The organism is Isoptericola croceus (assembly GCF_029382255.1).
Lineage (GTDB): Bacteria > Actinomycetota > Actinomycetes > Actinomycetales > Cellulomonadaceae > Isoptericola > Isoptericola croceus.
In genome coordinates this window covers 507,748-524,005 of the sequence record NZ_JARLLG010000001.1, presented here as the reverse complement: position 1 = coordinate 524,005, position 16,258 = coordinate 507,748, and the positions used below count along the sequence as shown (strand labels likewise).

General features: G+C 70.5%; 12 protein-coding genes. 5 read left to right on the top strand and 7 right to left on the bottom strand.

Annotated elements, in window-relative coordinates:
- Positions 1-16: 16 nt before the first annotated feature.
- From PZC42_RS02425 to PZC42_RS02400, 6 genes are all read right to left on the bottom strand, one after another.
- Positions 17-664, bottom strand: a complete 648-nt coding sequence (locus PZC42_RS02425) for a hypothetical protein (protein WP_277208007.1) — start codon at positions 662-664, stop codon at positions 17-19.
- 1 nt (position 665) lies between these two features.
- The gene (locus PZC42_RS02420; protein WP_277208005.1) at positions 666-1,577 is read right to left on the bottom strand and encodes a carbohydrate ABC transporter permease; all 912 of its coding nucleotides are present in this window, start codon (positions 1,575-1,577) and stop codon (positions 666-668) included.
- On the bottom strand, positions 1,574-2,569 hold the full coding sequence (locus tag PZC42_RS02415) for a carbohydrate ABC transporter permease (protein WP_277208003.1): 996 nt from the start codon (positions 2,567-2,569) through the stop codon (positions 1,574-1,576). Before PZC42_RS02415 ends, PZC42_RS02420 begins: the two co-directional genes overlap by 4 nt.
- A 66-nt stretch (positions 2,570-2,635) precedes the next feature.
- Positions 2,636-3,937, bottom strand: coding sequence for an ABC transporter substrate-binding protein (locus PZC42_RS02410; RefSeq protein WP_277208001.1), 1,302 nt, complete (start codon positions 3,935-3,937; stop codon positions 2,636-2,638).
- A gap of 276 nt (positions 3,938-4,213) precedes the next feature.
- A complete protein-coding gene (locus PZC42_RS02405; protein ID WP_277207998.1) occupies positions 4,214-5,749 on the bottom strand; it encodes a mannitol dehydrogenase family protein in 1,536 nt (511 codons plus the stop codon).
- Positions 5,746-6,759, bottom strand: a complete 1,014-nt coding sequence (locus PZC42_RS02400) for a LacI family DNA-binding transcriptional regulator (protein WP_277207997.1) — start codon at positions 6,757-6,759, stop codon at positions 5,746-5,748. Before PZC42_RS02400 ends, PZC42_RS02405 begins: the two co-directional genes overlap by 4 nt.
- A gap of 135 nt (positions 6,760-6,894) precedes the next feature.
- Here PZC42_RS02400 and uxaC point away from each other — a divergent pair, with 135 nt between their 5' ends.
- The 5 genes from uxaC to PZC42_RS02375 all read left to right on the top strand — a co-directional run bounded on the left by uxaC (position 6,895) and on the right by PZC42_RS02375 (position 15,561).
- Positions 6,895-8,316: a glucuronate isomerase gene (uxaC, locus tag PZC42_RS02395; RefSeq protein ID WP_277207996.1), complete on the top strand. Its 1,422-nt coding sequence runs from the start codon at positions 6,895-6,897 to the stop codon at positions 8,314-8,316.
- A gap of 105 nt (positions 8,317-8,421) precedes the next feature.
- Positions 8,422-10,446 carry an alpha-glucuronidase gene (locus tag PZC42_RS02390; RefSeq protein ID WP_277207994.1) on the top strand — a complete coding sequence of 675 codons (2,025 nt, stop codon included), beginning with the start codon at positions 8,422-8,424 and terminating at the stop codon, positions 10,444-10,446.
- Positions 10,447-10,601: 155 nt separating this feature from the next.
- On the top strand, positions 10,602-12,311 hold the full coding sequence (locus PZC42_RS02385; RefSeq protein ID WP_277207992.1) for a cellulase family glycosylhydrolase: 1,710 nt from the start codon (positions 10,602-10,604) through the stop codon (positions 12,309-12,311).
- Positions 12,312-12,498: 187 nt separating this feature from the next.
- A complete protein-coding gene (locus PZC42_RS02380) occupies positions 12,499-13,143 on the top strand; it encodes a X2-like carbohydrate binding domain-containing protein (protein WP_277207991.1) in 645 nt (214 codons plus the stop codon).
- Positions 13,144-13,194: 51 nt separating this feature from the next.
- The gene (locus PZC42_RS02375) at positions 13,195-15,561 is read left to right on the top strand and encodes a sialidase family protein (RefSeq protein WP_277207990.1); all 2,367 of its coding nucleotides are present in this window, start codon (positions 13,195-13,197) and stop codon (positions 15,559-15,561) included.
- Between the two features lie 139 nt (positions 15,562-15,700).
- On the opposite strand, the gene PZC42_RS02370 is transcribed toward PZC42_RS02375, so the two are convergent.
- Complete coding sequence (locus PZC42_RS02370; protein WP_277207989.1) at positions 15,701-16,243, bottom strand: ferritin; 543 nt, start codon at positions 16,241-16,243, stop codon at positions 15,701-15,703.
- Positions 16,244-16,258 lie beyond the last annotated feature (15 nt).

Genomic DNA, 16,258 nt, shown 5'->3' with positions numbered 1-16,258 from the left:
CTCGGGCGGGGAAGTATCAGGTGTTCGGCAGCGATCGGCGGCGCACCTCGACGCCGACGACGGCCAGAGCCAGCAGCCCGCCCACCACGAGGACGAGCGGTATGAGCATCCAGACCAGGGTGGCCGCCATGACGACGGCAGCAGCCAGCAGGGCGGCCCCGGTCAGGTCGTCGGTGGAGCGCTCGGCGGCGACCGACAGCGCAGGGCGCGCGGTCATGCCCGGGTCAGGCTCGCCGTCGTCGTCGGACCAGACGCCGACGGCCCGCAGGACGACGGCGACAGCTCCGGCGGCGAAGAGCGCGACCACGGTGGCGACGACGGCCGCGCCGGGGACGATCCCCGAGGTGGCGAGCTGCCAGTCGCCGACGAGCAGCACGGACAGCGCGACGACCGCCAGGCCCAGCAGCCACAGCGAGCGGACCGCCGCCCACCACTCGACGACGAAGCGGCGGACCGTCGTCTCACGGCCCGAGAGCTCTCGGCGCAGGTGTGCCACACCGGCGGCCAGCGAGGGCACCAGGGTGACCAGTGCGAGCGAGCCCACGGCGACCAGGACGCCGGTGATCGCGACCTCGGCGAAGAGGTGCAGGCTGCGCAGCATGCCCCCGGAGGCACCCCGGCGGCGTGGCCGGGGTGCCTCGGGGTCGTGCGGGCGGGCCGCCATGTCAGCCCTTGATGCCCTGGGTGGCGACGCCGTTGATGAGGAACCGCTGGAAGATGACGAAGAAGATCATCACGGGCAGCAGAGCCAGGACGGCCATGGCCATCTGGGCGCCGTAGTCGGACACCGACGTCTGGTCGACGTACTGACGCAGCGCGATGGGCATGGTGTAGAGGCTGGGGCTCTTGAGGTAGAGCAGAGGGCCGAGGAAGTCGTTCCACGACCAGATGAACGTGAAGATGGAGCTGGTCACGATCGCGGGGCGCATCAGGGGCAGGATGATCCGCCAGAAGGTGCGGCCGTGCCCGCAGCCGTCGATGCGTGCGGCCTCGTCCAGGGAGCGAGGGATACCGCGGATGAACTGGATCATCAGGAAGATGAAGAACGCCTCGGCGGCGAGGAACTTCGGCGCCAGCAGCGGGATGTAGGTGTTCACCATCCCGAGATTGTTGAACAGGATGTACTGCGGGATGATCGTGACGTGGAACGGCAGCAGCAGCGTGCCGATCATCACCGCGAACATCGCGTTGCGGCCCGGGAAGCTGATGCGGGCGAACGCGTAGGCCGCCACGGTCGAGGACAGCACGGTGCCGACCACGCTGAGCACGGCCAGCGTCATCGAGTTGCCGAAGAACGTCCAGAACGAGACCCCACCGATGCCCGACAGCGCCGAGACGTAGTGCTCGATCGTCCACACGTCGGGCAGCAGCTGGGTGTTGCCGATGATGTCGGAGTTGGGCTTCATCGATGCGAAGACCATCCACGCCGCGGGGTAGAGGACCACGATGGTCGCCGCGAGGGCCACGAGGTGGAAGACGACCGCCTTGACGCGGCGGCGGTTCTTCGCCGCGGCGCGGCGAGCGATCGCCTCGTTGTCGACCGACGGGGTGTCCGGGGCTGCGGTGAGTGTGGTCATCGTTCGTCTCCGGTGTAGTGGACCCATCCCTTGGACGTGCGGAACAAGATCAGCGTGATCAGCGCGACCACGATGACCAGGACCCAGGCCATCGCCGAGGCATAGCCCATCTTGAAGTCCTGGAAACCACGCAGGTACAGGTACAGGGTGTAGAACATGGTCGAGCCGGCCGGCCCGCCGGTACCGCCGGAGATGATGAACGCCGAGTTGAACACCTGGAACGCGCCGATCGTCTCCAGCAGCAGGTTGAAGAACAGCACCGGGGACAGCATCGGCATCGTGATGTTGACGAACTTGCGCACCGGGCCCGCACCGTCGCACTCGGCGGCCTCGTACAGCTCGGCCGGGATCTGCTTGAGGCCCGCCAGGAAGATCACCATCGGCGCACCGAAGCCCCACACCGCCAGCAGGATCAGCATCGGCAGGCTCATCGCGGGGTTGCCCACCCAGCCACCGATGTTGATACCGACCATCTGCTGGATGCGGTCCACGATCCCGTCGTTGGTGAACATCACCTTCCACACGATCGCGATCGACACGCTCGCACCGATCAACGACGGAGCGTAGAAGATCGACCGGTACGCGCCCTGACCGCGCTGCTTCATGTTCAGCAGCATCGCGACCGCCAGCGCAGAGGCCAGCTTGATCGGCGTGCCCAGCAGCACATAACCCGCAGTCACCTGCGCCGACTGGATGAACCGGGGGTCGTTGAAGAGGTTCACGAAGTTGTCCCACCCCACCCACGTCGGGGAGGTGAACAGGTTGTAGTCCGTGAACGCCAGGTACAACGACGCCAGCATCGGGAACGCCGTCAACCCCACGAATCCCAGGATCCACGGCGACAGGAACGCGAACCCCGCACGGGTGTCCGCCCGGCTGTACTTGCGCTGAGGCTTCTGCTTCAGCGGCGTCTCGGCGTCGGTGCGCTGCAGATGCTGCGCCGGTGCGGCGACCGTCATGCCGCTCGCTGAAGCGGACTGAGGTGAAGACATGGTGGAACCTCCGGTGCATGCGGTCCCGCGCCACGAGGCGCGGGACCGCATGCTACGTCGAGAGTGTCAGGACTGACCGACGGTGTCGGCGGCGGCGGCGAACCACTGCTCGACGAACTGGTCGACCGTGATGTTGCCGTAGCCGAGCTCCTCGGCGAGCCGCATCCACTCGGCCTCGATGGACCCGAAGCCCTCGACCGGCAGCGGGGCGGTCTCGGTGACGTCCGGAGCCACCGACTCCTCGTAGGCGAGCACGGTCGCGTCGATCGAGCCCTCCTCGACGTTCATGGCGTCACGCTGGGCGGCCACGGCGGGCACGCCCTTCGAGGTGCCGAAGATCTCGCCGACCTCGGGGTCGTTGACGAGGAAGCTGATGAGTGCGGCGGCCTCCTCCGGGTGGTCCGAGTTCGCGCTCGAGGAGAGCAACATCGACGGCTTCCAGAACTGCTGCGGGCCGTTGGCACCCGACGGCATCGGGAGCATGTGGATGTTCTCCGTGCCGGCGTCCGAGACGTAGCCCGCGAGGAAGTTGTCCCAGCTGGCCTCGGCCGCGACCTCGTTGGAGGTGAAGCCGCTCAGCGGGGCGAGCTGCGTCGCACGGTCGGTCGGGAAGAGCTGCCCGGCCTCGCGCAGGTCGCTCGCCAGGTTGAGGAACTCGGTGGCGTGCGACTCGTCGAAGTTGAGCTGACCGTCCTCGGTGAAGGGCTGGACGCCCTGCTGGATCAGCCACTGCGCGAAGAACCAGAACGTGCCCGTGTAGTCACCGGACCCGTAGATGGCCGGGTCCTCGCCGTCACCGGCCTCGGAGGCCTCGGCGATGAAGGCGTTGAAGTCCTCCCAGGTGTAGCCCTCCTCGAGCGGCTCGACGCCGATCTGCTCGAGCACGTCGCCGTTGTAGAACATCGCGAGCGTGTTCTGCGACGTGGGGATGCCGTACTGGGCGCCGTCGATCTGCCCGGCCTCGAGGAGCGCCTCCTCGAAGCCCGAGGTGTCGATCGCGCTGCCGACCTGGTCCGACAGGTCGGCAAGCTGACCGGTGCCGCCATACTGGCGCAGGTACGACAGGTCCATCTGGAACACGTCGGGCAGGGCCTGACCGGCCGCCTCGGTGTTGCGAGCGGTCCAGTAGTCGTCCCAGGCCTGGAACTGCCTCTGGACGGTGATGTTCGGGTTCGCCTCTTCGAAGAGGGCGATGGACTCCTCGTACTTGTCGGCACGGTCGTCGTTGCCCCACCACGCGACGTTCAGCGTGACGTCGCCGGCCTCGCCGTCGTCGGAACCGGTGTCGCCACCGCTGCATGCGGTCAGGACGAGAGCGACCGTGGCAGTCGCGGCGGCCGCACCTGCGGCCTTGCGCGTGATCCTCATCGGAGCCTCCTTGCTCAGGACGTCGACGCCGAGGAAGCCCCCTGTGGCCCCTCTGTCCCGTCGACTTGAAACGATACAATACAGGTCTGAGCGTCGATGTCCACCCCCCTTGGGAAAGCGCTTCATCACGATCCGGCAACGAGCGCACGAGGGAGCGCAGCGGGGGCACCCCCGGGCACGGGGAAGATGTGAGCGGTCACATCGGCAGCCTCGGTGGTCTGGGACCGGCAGTGCGCTACCTCGCGCCGGCCGAGCGCTACCTGGACCGGAGGTGCGCTACCTCGCCGGCGCCGGAGCAGCGCCGAGGAGCTGCGTGACCTCGCCCGCGACGGCGTCGAGCAGGCCAGGGTCCGACCCCGCGCCACCGGGCAGCAGCCCGGGCAGCGCCGTGAGCGCACGCGCCACGTCCTCGGGCCGGGCCTCCTCGACAGCACCGCCCCCGACGGCCGCGGCGACGTCGCGCAGCTCGGCCGCCCGCGGGTCGTCGACGAGCCGGCCGGCGACGGCCTCGCGCCGCACCACCTCGGACCACGCGGCCAGCGCGTACGCCGCGCCGTGCGGGACGGCGCCCGCGGCCAGCCGATCCACGATCGTGCCGCCCCAGCGGTACGGGATCTTCTGGGTGCCGTCCATCGAGACCTGCACCGTGGTGTGCCCGGTCGCCGGGTTCGCGAACCGCTCCAGCAGGGACTCGCCGTAGGCCCGTAGGTCCGCGCCCGCCGGGGCGTCGAGCGTCACCAGGGCGTCATCGAAGAGCAGCTGGCGGGCACGGGCACCGATCGCCGGGTCCGTGACGGCGTCCGCCATCGTCACGTGCCCTGCCAGCCGGCCCGCGTAGGCCAGCAGCGAGTGGGTCCCGTTGAGCAGCCGCAGCTTGGCACGCTCCCAGACGGCGACGTCGTCCGTGAGCGTCGCCCCGGCGTGCTCCCAGGCGGGCCGCGGGCCGGCGAACCTGTCCTCGATGACCCACTGGCGGTACGGCTCGCCGACCACCAGGCCCTCGTCACGCACCCCGAGCTGCTGCTCGACGGCGTCGCGCTGCTCGGAGGTCGTGGCCGGCACGATGCGGTCGACCATCGAGCAGGGGAACGTCACGTGCGCGTCGAGCCAGGCCCGCAGCCCGGCGTCACCCGGCACGGCGGCATCCAGGGCCGATCGCACGAGGCCCTCCAGCACCCGACCGTTGTCGACCATGTTGTCGCAGGTGAGCACGGTCAGCGGCAGCACCTCGCCGGCCACGCGGGCGGCGCGGTAGCGCGTGGCCAGACCGCGGACGAGCAGCCCGATCGCGCTCGATGCCGCCGGGCAGTTCTGCGCCCGCGCATCGCCGGCGGCCTGGTCCGCGCCCGCGGCATGCTCGGCCCGCAGGGCGTCGAGGTCGGGCCGTACCAGCTCGAGGTCCAGCGCCCCCGCCGCGTCCCGGCAGTACCCCTTCTCGGTCACGGTCAGCGTGACCACGTGGGTGGTCGGCGCGGCGATCGTCGCCAGCACGCGGGGCGTCTCCTCGGCCGGCCACGCCACGTCGAGCACCGACCCGACGAGGTCCAGCGACGACTCCTCACGCCCGGCGGTGAGGACGGAGTACACCCCGCCCTGCGGCCCGAGCTGGTCCCGCACGGCGGCGGACCGCTGCGTCACACCCAGGATGCCCCACCGCAGGTCACCGGTGGAGCGCGCAGCGAGCTCGGTGAACACGGCCTGATGGGCACGATGGAACGCGCCGATGCCCAGGTGGACGATGCCCACCGACTCCGGGCACAGCGGCGGCGCGAGATCGGCAGGGACGGCGTGGCGGTGCAGACGGTCGTTCACGGTGCTCCTCGGGTGAGGTCGGGGACGGGGGGCGCGGTGGACGAACGCACCACGAGCTCGACGTCGAGCGCCGGCCTGTCCGGTGCGACGCCCTCCCCACCTCGCCGCCCCGCTGCCGTGGCGACCAGATGGTCGACGGCGGCCCGGCCGAGCCTGTGCAGGTCGACGCTCAGGGTGGTCAGGGGCGGGGTGACGAGGGACGCGACGTAGGAGTCGTCGCACCCGACGACAGAGAGATTGCGCGGGACGTCGAGGCCACGCGCGCGCAACCGGTCGACGAGGCCGACGGCGACGAGGTCGTTGAACGTGATCACGGCGGTGGCGCCGGAGGCGATGACGAGGTCCGCCGCCGCCTGGCCGCCTTCCACCTGCGGTCGGAACGAACCGACCTCCACGATCTCGACGTCGTCGTAGGCGGCGGACGCGTCGGCCAGCCCGGCTCGACGACGGTGGTCGCTCCAGGAACGTTCGGGGCCTCCCACGTACGCGACGCGACGGTGACCGAGTGCGCGGAGGTGCTCCAGGGCGCGCCGCATGCCACCGCGATGGTCGGCCTCGACGGCGGGCACGCCGTCGACGGCGTGGTTGACGAGGACCACGGGACGCCCGGCGAGCGCCCCGAGCGCCCGGTCCGCGGCGCGGGGCGAGCACAGCACCACGCCGTCCGTCTGCGGGGCGAGGGCACCGATGGCCTCGGCCTCGAGGTCCGGGTCCTCGTCGGTGTCCACGATGAACAGCCCCGCGCCGAGCTCGCGGGCGCGTGCCTGCGCGCCCTTGGCGACCGCGGCGAAGTAGGGGTTCGCCAGGTCGGGGACGACCAGCCCGTAGGCGCCTGACCGACCGGCACGCAGGACGGCGGCAGCACGGTTGGGGCGGTAGTCGAGGTCACGGGCGGCCCGCTCCACGCGGTCCCGCGTCGGACCGGCGACCTTCTCGGGCGTGGCCAGGGCCCGCGAGACGGTGGAGATGGACACCCCGGCCACCCGGGCGACGTCGTGCACCGTGACCACGGGGCCCTCCTCACCAGCTTGCGAACGTTTGCAACTGCGCTGTCGAACGCCAGGATAGCGCGTTCAGCGCATGGCGTGATCGCTGATGACCGCGTACCATGCAAACGTTGTCACATTCTCGACGAGGAGGCGTACGTGAGCGAGCCGTGGACCCTGCACCCTGACCGGGCGCTGCCTGCAGAACCGACCACCCGAGCCATCGCGCGCGAGGTCTACTCGGCGACCAAGGGCCTGCCGATCGTGACCATGCACGGCCACGTCCCGGTCGAGTGGTTCGCGCAGGACACGTCGTTCGGCGACCCCGCCCAGCTCTTCGTGGTCCCCGACCACTACCTCACGCGCATGCTGGTCTCCCAGGGTGAGACGCTGCCGCGGCTCGGCGTCGGTTCCTCCGACACCGAGCCGGTGGAGTCCGACCCACGCGAGATCTGGCGCCGGTTCTGCGCCGGCTGGCAGCACTTCCGCGGCACCCCGACGCGGTACTGGCTCGAGCACGCGTTCGTGGAGATCTTCGGCGTCACCCAGCGCCCGTCGGCCGAGACCGCCGATGCGATCTACGACCAGGTCGCCGCCCGGATCGCTGCGCCGGACTTCCGCCCGCGAGCGCTGCTGGACACCTTCAACATCGAGGTCATCGCCACGACCGACCCGGCCTGGGCCGACCTGGAGGACCACGCGCGCCTCGCCAAGGACGGCTACGGGGAGCAGGTGCTGCCCACCTTCCGCCCTGACCCGCTGCTGCACGTCGACCGGACGACCTGGCGCGACGAGGTCGAGCTGCTCGCTCGTGCCGCGGACGTCGAGATCGGATCCTACGAGTCCTACCTGGAGGCGCTGCGCGTCCAGCGCCGACGGTTCGTCGAGGCCGGCGCCCGGGCGACCGACCACGGCCACCTCGCCGCGGACACGACGCCGCTCGACGACGGCGAGGCGCGGCGAGTGTTCGACGCTGCGCTCGCCGGGACCGTCACGGCCGCCGAGGCGCAGGCGTTCAGCGGGCACATGCTGTTCCAGATGGCCGCGATGTCCGCCGAGGACGGCCTCGTCATGCAGCTCCACCCCGGCGTGCTGCGCAACCACGCCTCCGCACCGTTCGCCGCGTTCGGTCCGGACAAGGGGTACGACATCCCGGTCGTCACGGAGTTCACCCGGTCGCTGCGCCCGGTGCTCGACGCGTTCGGGCACCACCCGAACTTCCGGATGATCGCGTTCACGGTGGACGAGGACGTGTACTCGCGTGAGCTCGCCCCGCTGGCCGGCGTCTACCCGGCGCTGAAGCTGGGCGCCCCGTGGTGGTTCCTGGACGCCCCGGACGCGATGCGACGGTTCCGCGAGGCGGCGACCGAGACGGCGGGCTTCAGCAACATGAGCGGCTTCGTGGACGACACGCGTGCCTTCTGCTCGATCCCGGCCCGCCACGACCTCGCCCGCCGCGTGGACGCGGGCTATCTGGCGCGTCTGGTCGCCGAGCACCGCCTCGAGCTCGACGAGGCGGTCAAGACCGCGGAGGACCTCGCCTACCGCCTCCCCCAAGCCGCCTACCCCAGCCCCCGATAGCGTTGTGGGCGCGATTTCTGGCCCGTTCTGACCGTTTTGTCAGTCTGTAGCCCCCAGAAATCGCGCCCACAACAGTTCGCTCGTCGCTCGAAGGAGAGCCTCGCCGTGTTCGACAACGATTTCCACCCCGCTTGGCTGCCCGACACAGCACTGCGCACCGTCGGTAGCCGTCGACTCGCGCTCGCGGCCGACGCCGCCGGCGCACCTCCGGCCGACGCCGCGGTGCTCGCCACGCTGGAGACCGAGCTCGGCCGGGCGACGACGGCGCACGGCGGTGCCGTCGTCGGGCCGGACGACAGCCCGGACCTCCTCCTGCGCCTGACGGCATCGAGCGCACCCGGGTTCCGGCTGGTGCGCCACGACGGCCGGGTGACCGTCACCGCGGCCAGCCCGACCGCGCTCCTGCACGGCTACTTCCACGTGGTGCGCCTCAGCGTGGCCGCGCTCGACGCGCCGAGCACCGACGAGTCGCACGCCCCCGCGAGCGCCCTGCGCATGCTCGACCACTGGGACAACGTCGACGTCCACCCCGTCATGGGCCAGGTCGAGCGGGGCTACGCGGGCGGCTCCGTCTTCTACGACGCCGGCCGGGTGCGCACAGACCTGTCCCGGGTCACCGCGTACGCGCGGTTGCTCGCCGCCGTCGGCATCGACCGCGTCAGCATCAACAACGTCAACGTGCACGCCCGCGAGGCCCGCCTGCTCACCGACGACCTGCCCGAGGTCGCCCGCATCGCCGCCGCCCTGCGTCCCTACGGCGTGCGCACCCACCTGTCCGTGAGCTTCGCCGCGCCGACGACGCTCGGCGGTCTGCCCACGTCGGACCCGCTCGACCCGGCCGTGCGCGACTGGTGGCGCGCCGCGGCCGACAAGGTCTGGACGGCGATCCCGGACTTCGGCGGGTTCGTCGTCAAGGCCGACTCCGAGGGCCAGCCCGGCCCGTTCGCCCACGGGCGCGACCACGCCGACGGTGCGAACATGCTCGCCGCGGCCGTCGCCCCGCACGAGGGCCTGATCCACTGGCGCGCCTTCGTGTACAACCACACCCAGGACTGGCGCGACCGTTCGACGGACCGCGCGCGGGCCGCCCACGACCACTTCGCGCCGTTGGACGGCCGGTTCGCGGACAACGTGATCGTGCAGGTCAAGCACGGCCCGATGGACTTCCAGGTCCGTGAGCCCGTCTCCCCCGTGCTCAGCGCGATGCCGGGCACGCGCGTCGCGCTCGAGCTGCAGGTCACGCAGGAGTACACCGGCCAGCAGCGGCACGCCGTCTACCTGGGCCCGGCGTGGAGCGAGGTGCTGCGGTGGCAGCCGTGGGACAGCTCCACGGTGCGCGACGGCGGCACCCCGGTCACGGTGGCCGACGTCGCCTCGGGCCGCGGCCCGGGCCGCCGGGCAGGCGGGTTCGCAGCCGTGGCGAACGTGGGTGACGACCGGTTCTGGACGGGGCACCCGCTGGCGCAGGCCAACCTCTACGCCTACGGTCGGCTCACCTGGGACCCGACCCTGGAGCCGACGGCGGTGCTGGACGAGTGGGTCTCGCTGACGTTCCCCGACGCTCCGGCCGAGCTGCGCGCGGCGATCCACGCGATCCTCGACGCGTCATGGCAGACGTACGAGCTGTACACCGCCCCGCTCGGCGTCGGGTTCATGGTGCGCCCCGGGCACCACTACGGGCCCGACGTGGACGGCTACGAGTACACGCCGTGGGGCACGTACCACTTCGCCGACCGCGACGGCATCGGCGTGGACCGCACCCGCGCCACCGGCACGGGGTACACCGGCCAGTACGCCGCACCGTGGCGGGACGTGTACGAGTCGCCGACGACGTGCCCCGACGAGCTGCTGCTCTTCTTCCACCACGTGCCGTACGGCCACGTGCTGCACAGCGGGAAGTCGGTCGTCCAGCATGTCTACGACACCCACTTCGAGGGGGTCGAGCGCGTGGCGCGCATGGTCGAGCGCTGGGACGAGGTGGCGCACCTGGTGCCCGACGACGTCGCGCACCGGGTGCGGGACCGGCTCGCAGAGCAGCTCCGGTCGGCCGTGGAGTGGCGCGACCAGATCACCACCTACTTCTGGCGCAAGTCCGGGGTCCCGGACTCCAACGGCCGCAGGATCTACTGAGGCCGCAGCCGCGCCACCGCTTCATCGAAACGGTTCGCCACTGACGAGCCGCCCAGGGGCGTTGACAACTACGCCCACCTGCGCTTCGATGATCGAAGCGCTTCGACACCGCCGTCGATCGCTTGGACAGCCACGCGCAACGAAGGGCAACGACTGTGCACAGATCTCCCTGGAGGACCATCACCGCGCTCGCGGCCGGACTGACCCTCACCGCGAGCGCCGCGGTGCCGGCCGCCGCGAGCGCAGGAGCAGGCAGGCACCCGGACCCGTCGACACCGGTAGAACGCACCGTCGCCGCGATGCAACCGGGCTGGAACCTCGGCAACACGCTCGACGCCCTGGGCGACGACGAGACCGCCTGGGGCAACCCCCACATCACGCGCGAGCTGCTCGAGAGCGTCTCCGCGCAGGGCTTCAACAGCATCCGCCTCCCCGTCACCTGGGGCCAGCACCAGGGCGGGTCACCCGACTACCTGGTCGAGCCGGCCTTCATGGACCGTGTCAACGAGGTGGTCGACTGGGCACTCGACGCGGACCTCTACGTCCTGCTCGACGTGCACCACGACTCCTGGATCTGGCTCAACCAGTACCCGAACAACCGCGACGAGGTGGATGCACAGTACGTCGCGCTGTGGGAGCAGATCGCCGACCGGTTCGCCGACCACCCGCAGACGCTCCTGTTCGAGAGCATCAACGAACCGCAGTTCGCCGGCGGTGTCGACAGCGCGACGGGCGACGCGCTGCTCCACGAGCAGAACGTGACGTTCCACGAGATCGTGCGCTCCTCGGGCGGCAACAACGCCGACCGGGTGCTCGTGCTGCCCACCCTGCACACCAACGACGAGCAGCCCCGTCTGGACGCGCTCGCCGAGACCATCGAGTCGCTCGACGACCCGAACCTCGTCGCGACCACGCACTCCTACGGTTATTGGCCCTTCAGCGTGAACGTCGCCGGCGGTACCCGCTTCGACGCCGATGCCCAGCAGCACCTGCGGGACTCGTTCGCGCGGCTGCACGAGACGTTCGTGGCGCGCGGCGTCCCGGTGATCATGGGCGAGTACGGGCTCCTCGGCTTCGACCGGCACACCGGCACGATCCAGCAGGGCGAGAAGCTCAAGTTCTTCGAGGAGCTGGGCTACCTCGCGCGGACGTCCGGCGTCACGACGATGCTCTGGGACAACGGCCAGCACCTGGACCGGACCGCGCTGACGTGGAAGGACCCGGACCTCTACCGGTACATCTCGACGAGCTGGACCGTCCGCTCGGGCGTCGCGTCCACCGACCAGGTCTTCGTCCGGCCCGCCGACGTCGTCGCGCAGACGATCACGCTCGACCCGCATGGGCACCAGTTCACCGGCCTGCGCGCAGGCAAGTCCCAGCTCAACAGGAACAAGGACTACACGATCTCTGGGAACGAGCTCACCCTCTCCCCGGCCCTGCTGCAGCGGCTGCTCGGCAGCGGCGAGCACGGCGTCCGGGCCGAGCTCGAGCTCCGGTTCTCCCGCGGCCTGCCGTGGCGGGTCGAGATCATCAGCGCCGACACGCCGGTGCTCCAGGACGCGACGGGCGCCACCGACGCCTTCGCGGTCCCGACCGCCTTCCACGGTGACCGGCTCGCCACGATGGAGGCCACCTACGTCGACGACGGCTCGAACGCCGGGCCTCACAGCTGGACGCCGTTCAAGGAGTTCGACGCGGCGTTCGCGCCCGACACCGCCGCTGGGCAGATCATCCTGCGTCCGCGGTTCTTCGACGACGTCGCGGACCAGCGGCCCGTCGAGCTGACGTTCCACTTCTGGAGCGGTGACAAGCTCACCTACACCATCGTCCGCGACGGCACCACGGTCACCGGCACGGCCACCTGACAGTAGCCCCGACGCTGTGGGCGTGATTTCTGGCCGCTTTTACCCGGACGATCCGGGCAAAACGGGCCAGAGATCACGCCCACAGCACCTCGCGACCGATCAGACACCAGCACCCACCACCGTTTCCACTGTCGCTTCGACACAGTCGACGGCGCTCCGACCGCAGTGCGCGACGAGAGGCATCTCGATGAAGAGACCGTCTGGAAGACCCTGTCCGCTCTGGCGGTCGGGGCCGCGCTCGCCGCGAGCGCGGCCGTCCCCGGCTCGGCAGTGTGCCGTCGCCGCCCAGACGACCGGGCTCGACCCGTACGGACACAGGTTCGCCGGCCTGCACCTGGGCAAGACCAAGCTCAAGAAAGGCAGCGACTACCAGCGCTCGGGGAACAGCCTCACCCTGTCCGCGGCGTTGAAGCGACTGCTCGGCAGCGGCGAGCACGGGGTCCGCGCCCAGCTCGACGTCCGGTTCGCGCGCGGCCTCCCGTGGCGCGTCTACGTCGCCAGTGCCGACACGCCGGTGCTCCAGGACGCCACGGGAACCACGGACTCCTTCGCGATCCCGACCGCGTCCGACGGGGACCAGCTCGCCACCACGGAGTCGACCTACCTCGACGACGGCTCGAACGCCGGCCCGCACGCCTGGACGTCCTTCAAGGAGTTCGACGACGCGTTCGCGGCTGATGTCGCGGCGGGCGAGCTGATCCTGCGTCCGAGGTTCTTCCGGGAGGTCGAGGACCAGCGACCCGTGGAGCTCACGTTCCACTTCTGGAGCGGTGACAACGTCACCTACACCATCGTCCGCCACGGCAGCGCCGTCGCCGGCACGGCCGACTGAAGCGCCCATCCCTCAGACCAGTCCCCTGTTACCAGACCCAAGGAGAGCATCATGAAGCGACGCACCTTCATCGCGTCGGTCGGCGCGGCCGCGGTCGCGGTCGGCCTCCCGCAGACGACGGCCCAGGCCAAGCCCCCCGCGCAGGGTGCGGTCGCCTACACGTGGAAGAACGCCATCATCAACGGCGGCGGCTTCGTGCCCGGCATCGTCTTCAACGAGACCGAGCCCAACCTCATCTACGCCCGCACCGACATCGGCGGCTGCTACCGGTGGCAGGAGGACTCCCGGACCTGGAAGCCGCTCCTGGACTGGGTCGGCCGCGACCAGTGGGGCTACTCCGGTGTCGTCTCCGTGGCCACCGACCCGGTCGAGACCGACCGCGTCTACGCCGCGGTCGGCACCTACACCACCGACTGGGACCCCCACAACGGCGCCGTGCTCTACTCCGACGACAAGGGCGAGACCTGGGGCATCGCCCAGCTCCCGTTCAAGCAGGGCGGCAACATGCCCGGTCGCGGCATGGGTGAACGCCTCGTCGTCAACCCGGCTAACAACGCCGAGCTGTACCTCGGCACCCCCAACGGCAACGGGCTGTGGCGCTCGCGCGACTACGGCCGCACCTGGGCGCGCGTCGAGGAGTTCCCGAACGCCGGCGACTTCGTCGTCAACCCCACGAACCCCTACACCGCCGACAACCAGGGCGTGATCTGGATCGACTTCGACCAGATCGGCGGCAGGATCTACGTCGGTGTGGCCGACCCGGACGACCCGCTGTACGTCTCGGAGGACGGCGGCGCGACCTGGCAACCCGTGCCCGGTGCCGCGGAGGCCATCGGCGTGGTCGACGGCAACCGCACCATCCCGAAGCAGTCCGCCGTGGACAACACCACCGGTGACCTGTACATCATCACCAGCCATGACCCCGGGCCTTACAACGGCGCGCCCGCCTCGGGCAACGGCGGTCAGATCTGGCGGTTGGCCACCCAGACCGGTGAATGGACCGACGTCACCCCCGGGTACAACCCGAGAGGTGTGATCCCCGGCTTCGGCGGGATCACCGTCGACCGCCAGAACCCGGGCACGCTCATGGCCTCCACGTGCAACAACTGGTGGCCCGACGAGATCCTCTACCGCTCCACCGACTCGGGTCAGACCTGGTCGCTCAGCTGGGACTACGCCGAAGGCCAGGACCGCACCGACCGGTTCGTCATGGACAGCTCGGGATCCCCGTGGCTGTCCTGGAACCGCGAGGACCAGGCTCCGCAGTACGCGGTCAAGCACGGGTGGATGATCGAGGCCTTCGCGATCGACCCCCACAACTCCGACCGCATCATGTGGGGCACCGGCGCCACCATCTGGGGCACCGAGGAGCTGACGAACTGGGACGCCCAAGGCGAGCTCGTCGGTGAGAACGAGGCCGGTCAGCGCGTCGCCCTGCCGATCGAGAAGTTTACGGTCGGCGTGCGCGCCGAAGGCGTCGAGGAGACCGCGGTCCTCGACCTCGCGGCGCTCGGAGGCGCGCTCGCCTCCGCCGTCGGCGACGTCGGCGGCTTCGTCCATCACAACCTCGACCGGGCCGAGGCGATGATCAACACCGACTGGGCCACCGGTACCGGCGTCGACTTCGCCCAGTCCAACCCTGACCTCATCGTCGGCACCGGCCACGTGCACGGCAACGAGAAGGGCCACGTCGGCGTCTCCACCGACCGCGGCACGACCTGGCGGAACGCGTCGCGCGTCGAGGGCGTTCCCGGCGGCGGCCACGGTGGCACCGTCGCGATCACGACCGACGGATCTGCGATCGTCTGGTCGCCCGACACCACCGAGGTCACCCCGGTGTACAGCACCGACCTGGGCGAGACCTGGCACCCGGTCCAGGGGCTCCCCGCGGGCGCGAGGGTCCGGTCCGACCGCGTCAACCCGTCGGTCCTCTACGCGGTCGCCGGCGGCACGTTCTACCGCAGCACCGACGGCGGCGCGACGTTCACCGACACCGGGGCGACCGGCCTGCCTCCGGCGGCCGTCGAGGACTTCCGAGCCGTCCCCGGCCACAAGAACCACGTCTGGCTCGCCGGGCGCGGCGACGAGAAGGAGGGCGTCGAAGGCGGCATGTGGCGCTCCAAGGACGGCGGCGCCACCTGGAAGCGCATCGCCGAGTTCGAGACGGCCGAGTCGGTCGGTTTCGGCAAGGCGGCCAAGAAGTCCGGCTACCCGGTGATCTACACCTCGGCGGAGATCGACGGCAAGGCAGCCATCTACCGCTCGACCGACGGCGGCAACCGCTGGATCCGCATCAACGACGACGACCACCAGTGGGCCTGGTCGGGGTCCGCCATCACCGGCGACCCATGGATCTACGGGCGGGTCTACCTCGCCACCAACGGCCGCGGCATCATCTACGGCGACATCGCCGGCTGAGGCAGACAGGTCCCCGGGTAACCGATCCGGGGTGCCTGGACGCGTTCAGGACTGTGGGCGTGACTTCTGGCCTGTTCGGCCCGGATCTTCCGGGCAAAACGGGCCAGAAATCACGCCCACAGCGTTCTTCGGTGCCTTCTTAGAGCGCCCCGCCGGCCGCCTTCGGCGCGTCCGCGGGCTCGCCGCCGTCGCCGATCGACTCGCGCGCGACGTAGTTCTCCAGGTCGAACAGGTTGTCCCCCGCCCGGCGCGCCACCGTGAGCAGGGTGTTGGCCGCCGCGACCTCCTCCACCTGCTCCTCGAGGAACCACAGCAAGAACTGCTCGCCCAGCACGTCCCCCTCGTCGCGCGCCGCCCGGAAGATCGCCTCGATCTGCCGGGTGACCTGCTCCTCCTGGTCGAGCGCGAGCTGCAGGGGCTCGAGCACGTCCGCGAAGTCGTTGCGGACCTCCGGGGTGCCCGGGATCGCCGCGGGCAGCGAACGGTCCAGGTGGTACTGGACGAACATCATCGCGTGGTTGCGCTCCTCGAGCGCCTGCCGGTAGAAGTGCCCGGCGAGCCGCGGCAGGTCGTGCCCGTCGAACCAGACGGCCATCGCCGTGTACTGCTGGTGCGCCGCCATCTCGTGGCCCACCTGCTCGCCCATCAGCTGCCAGAACTGCGAACCCTCAGACGTCGTCATGGCGCCACGCTAGCA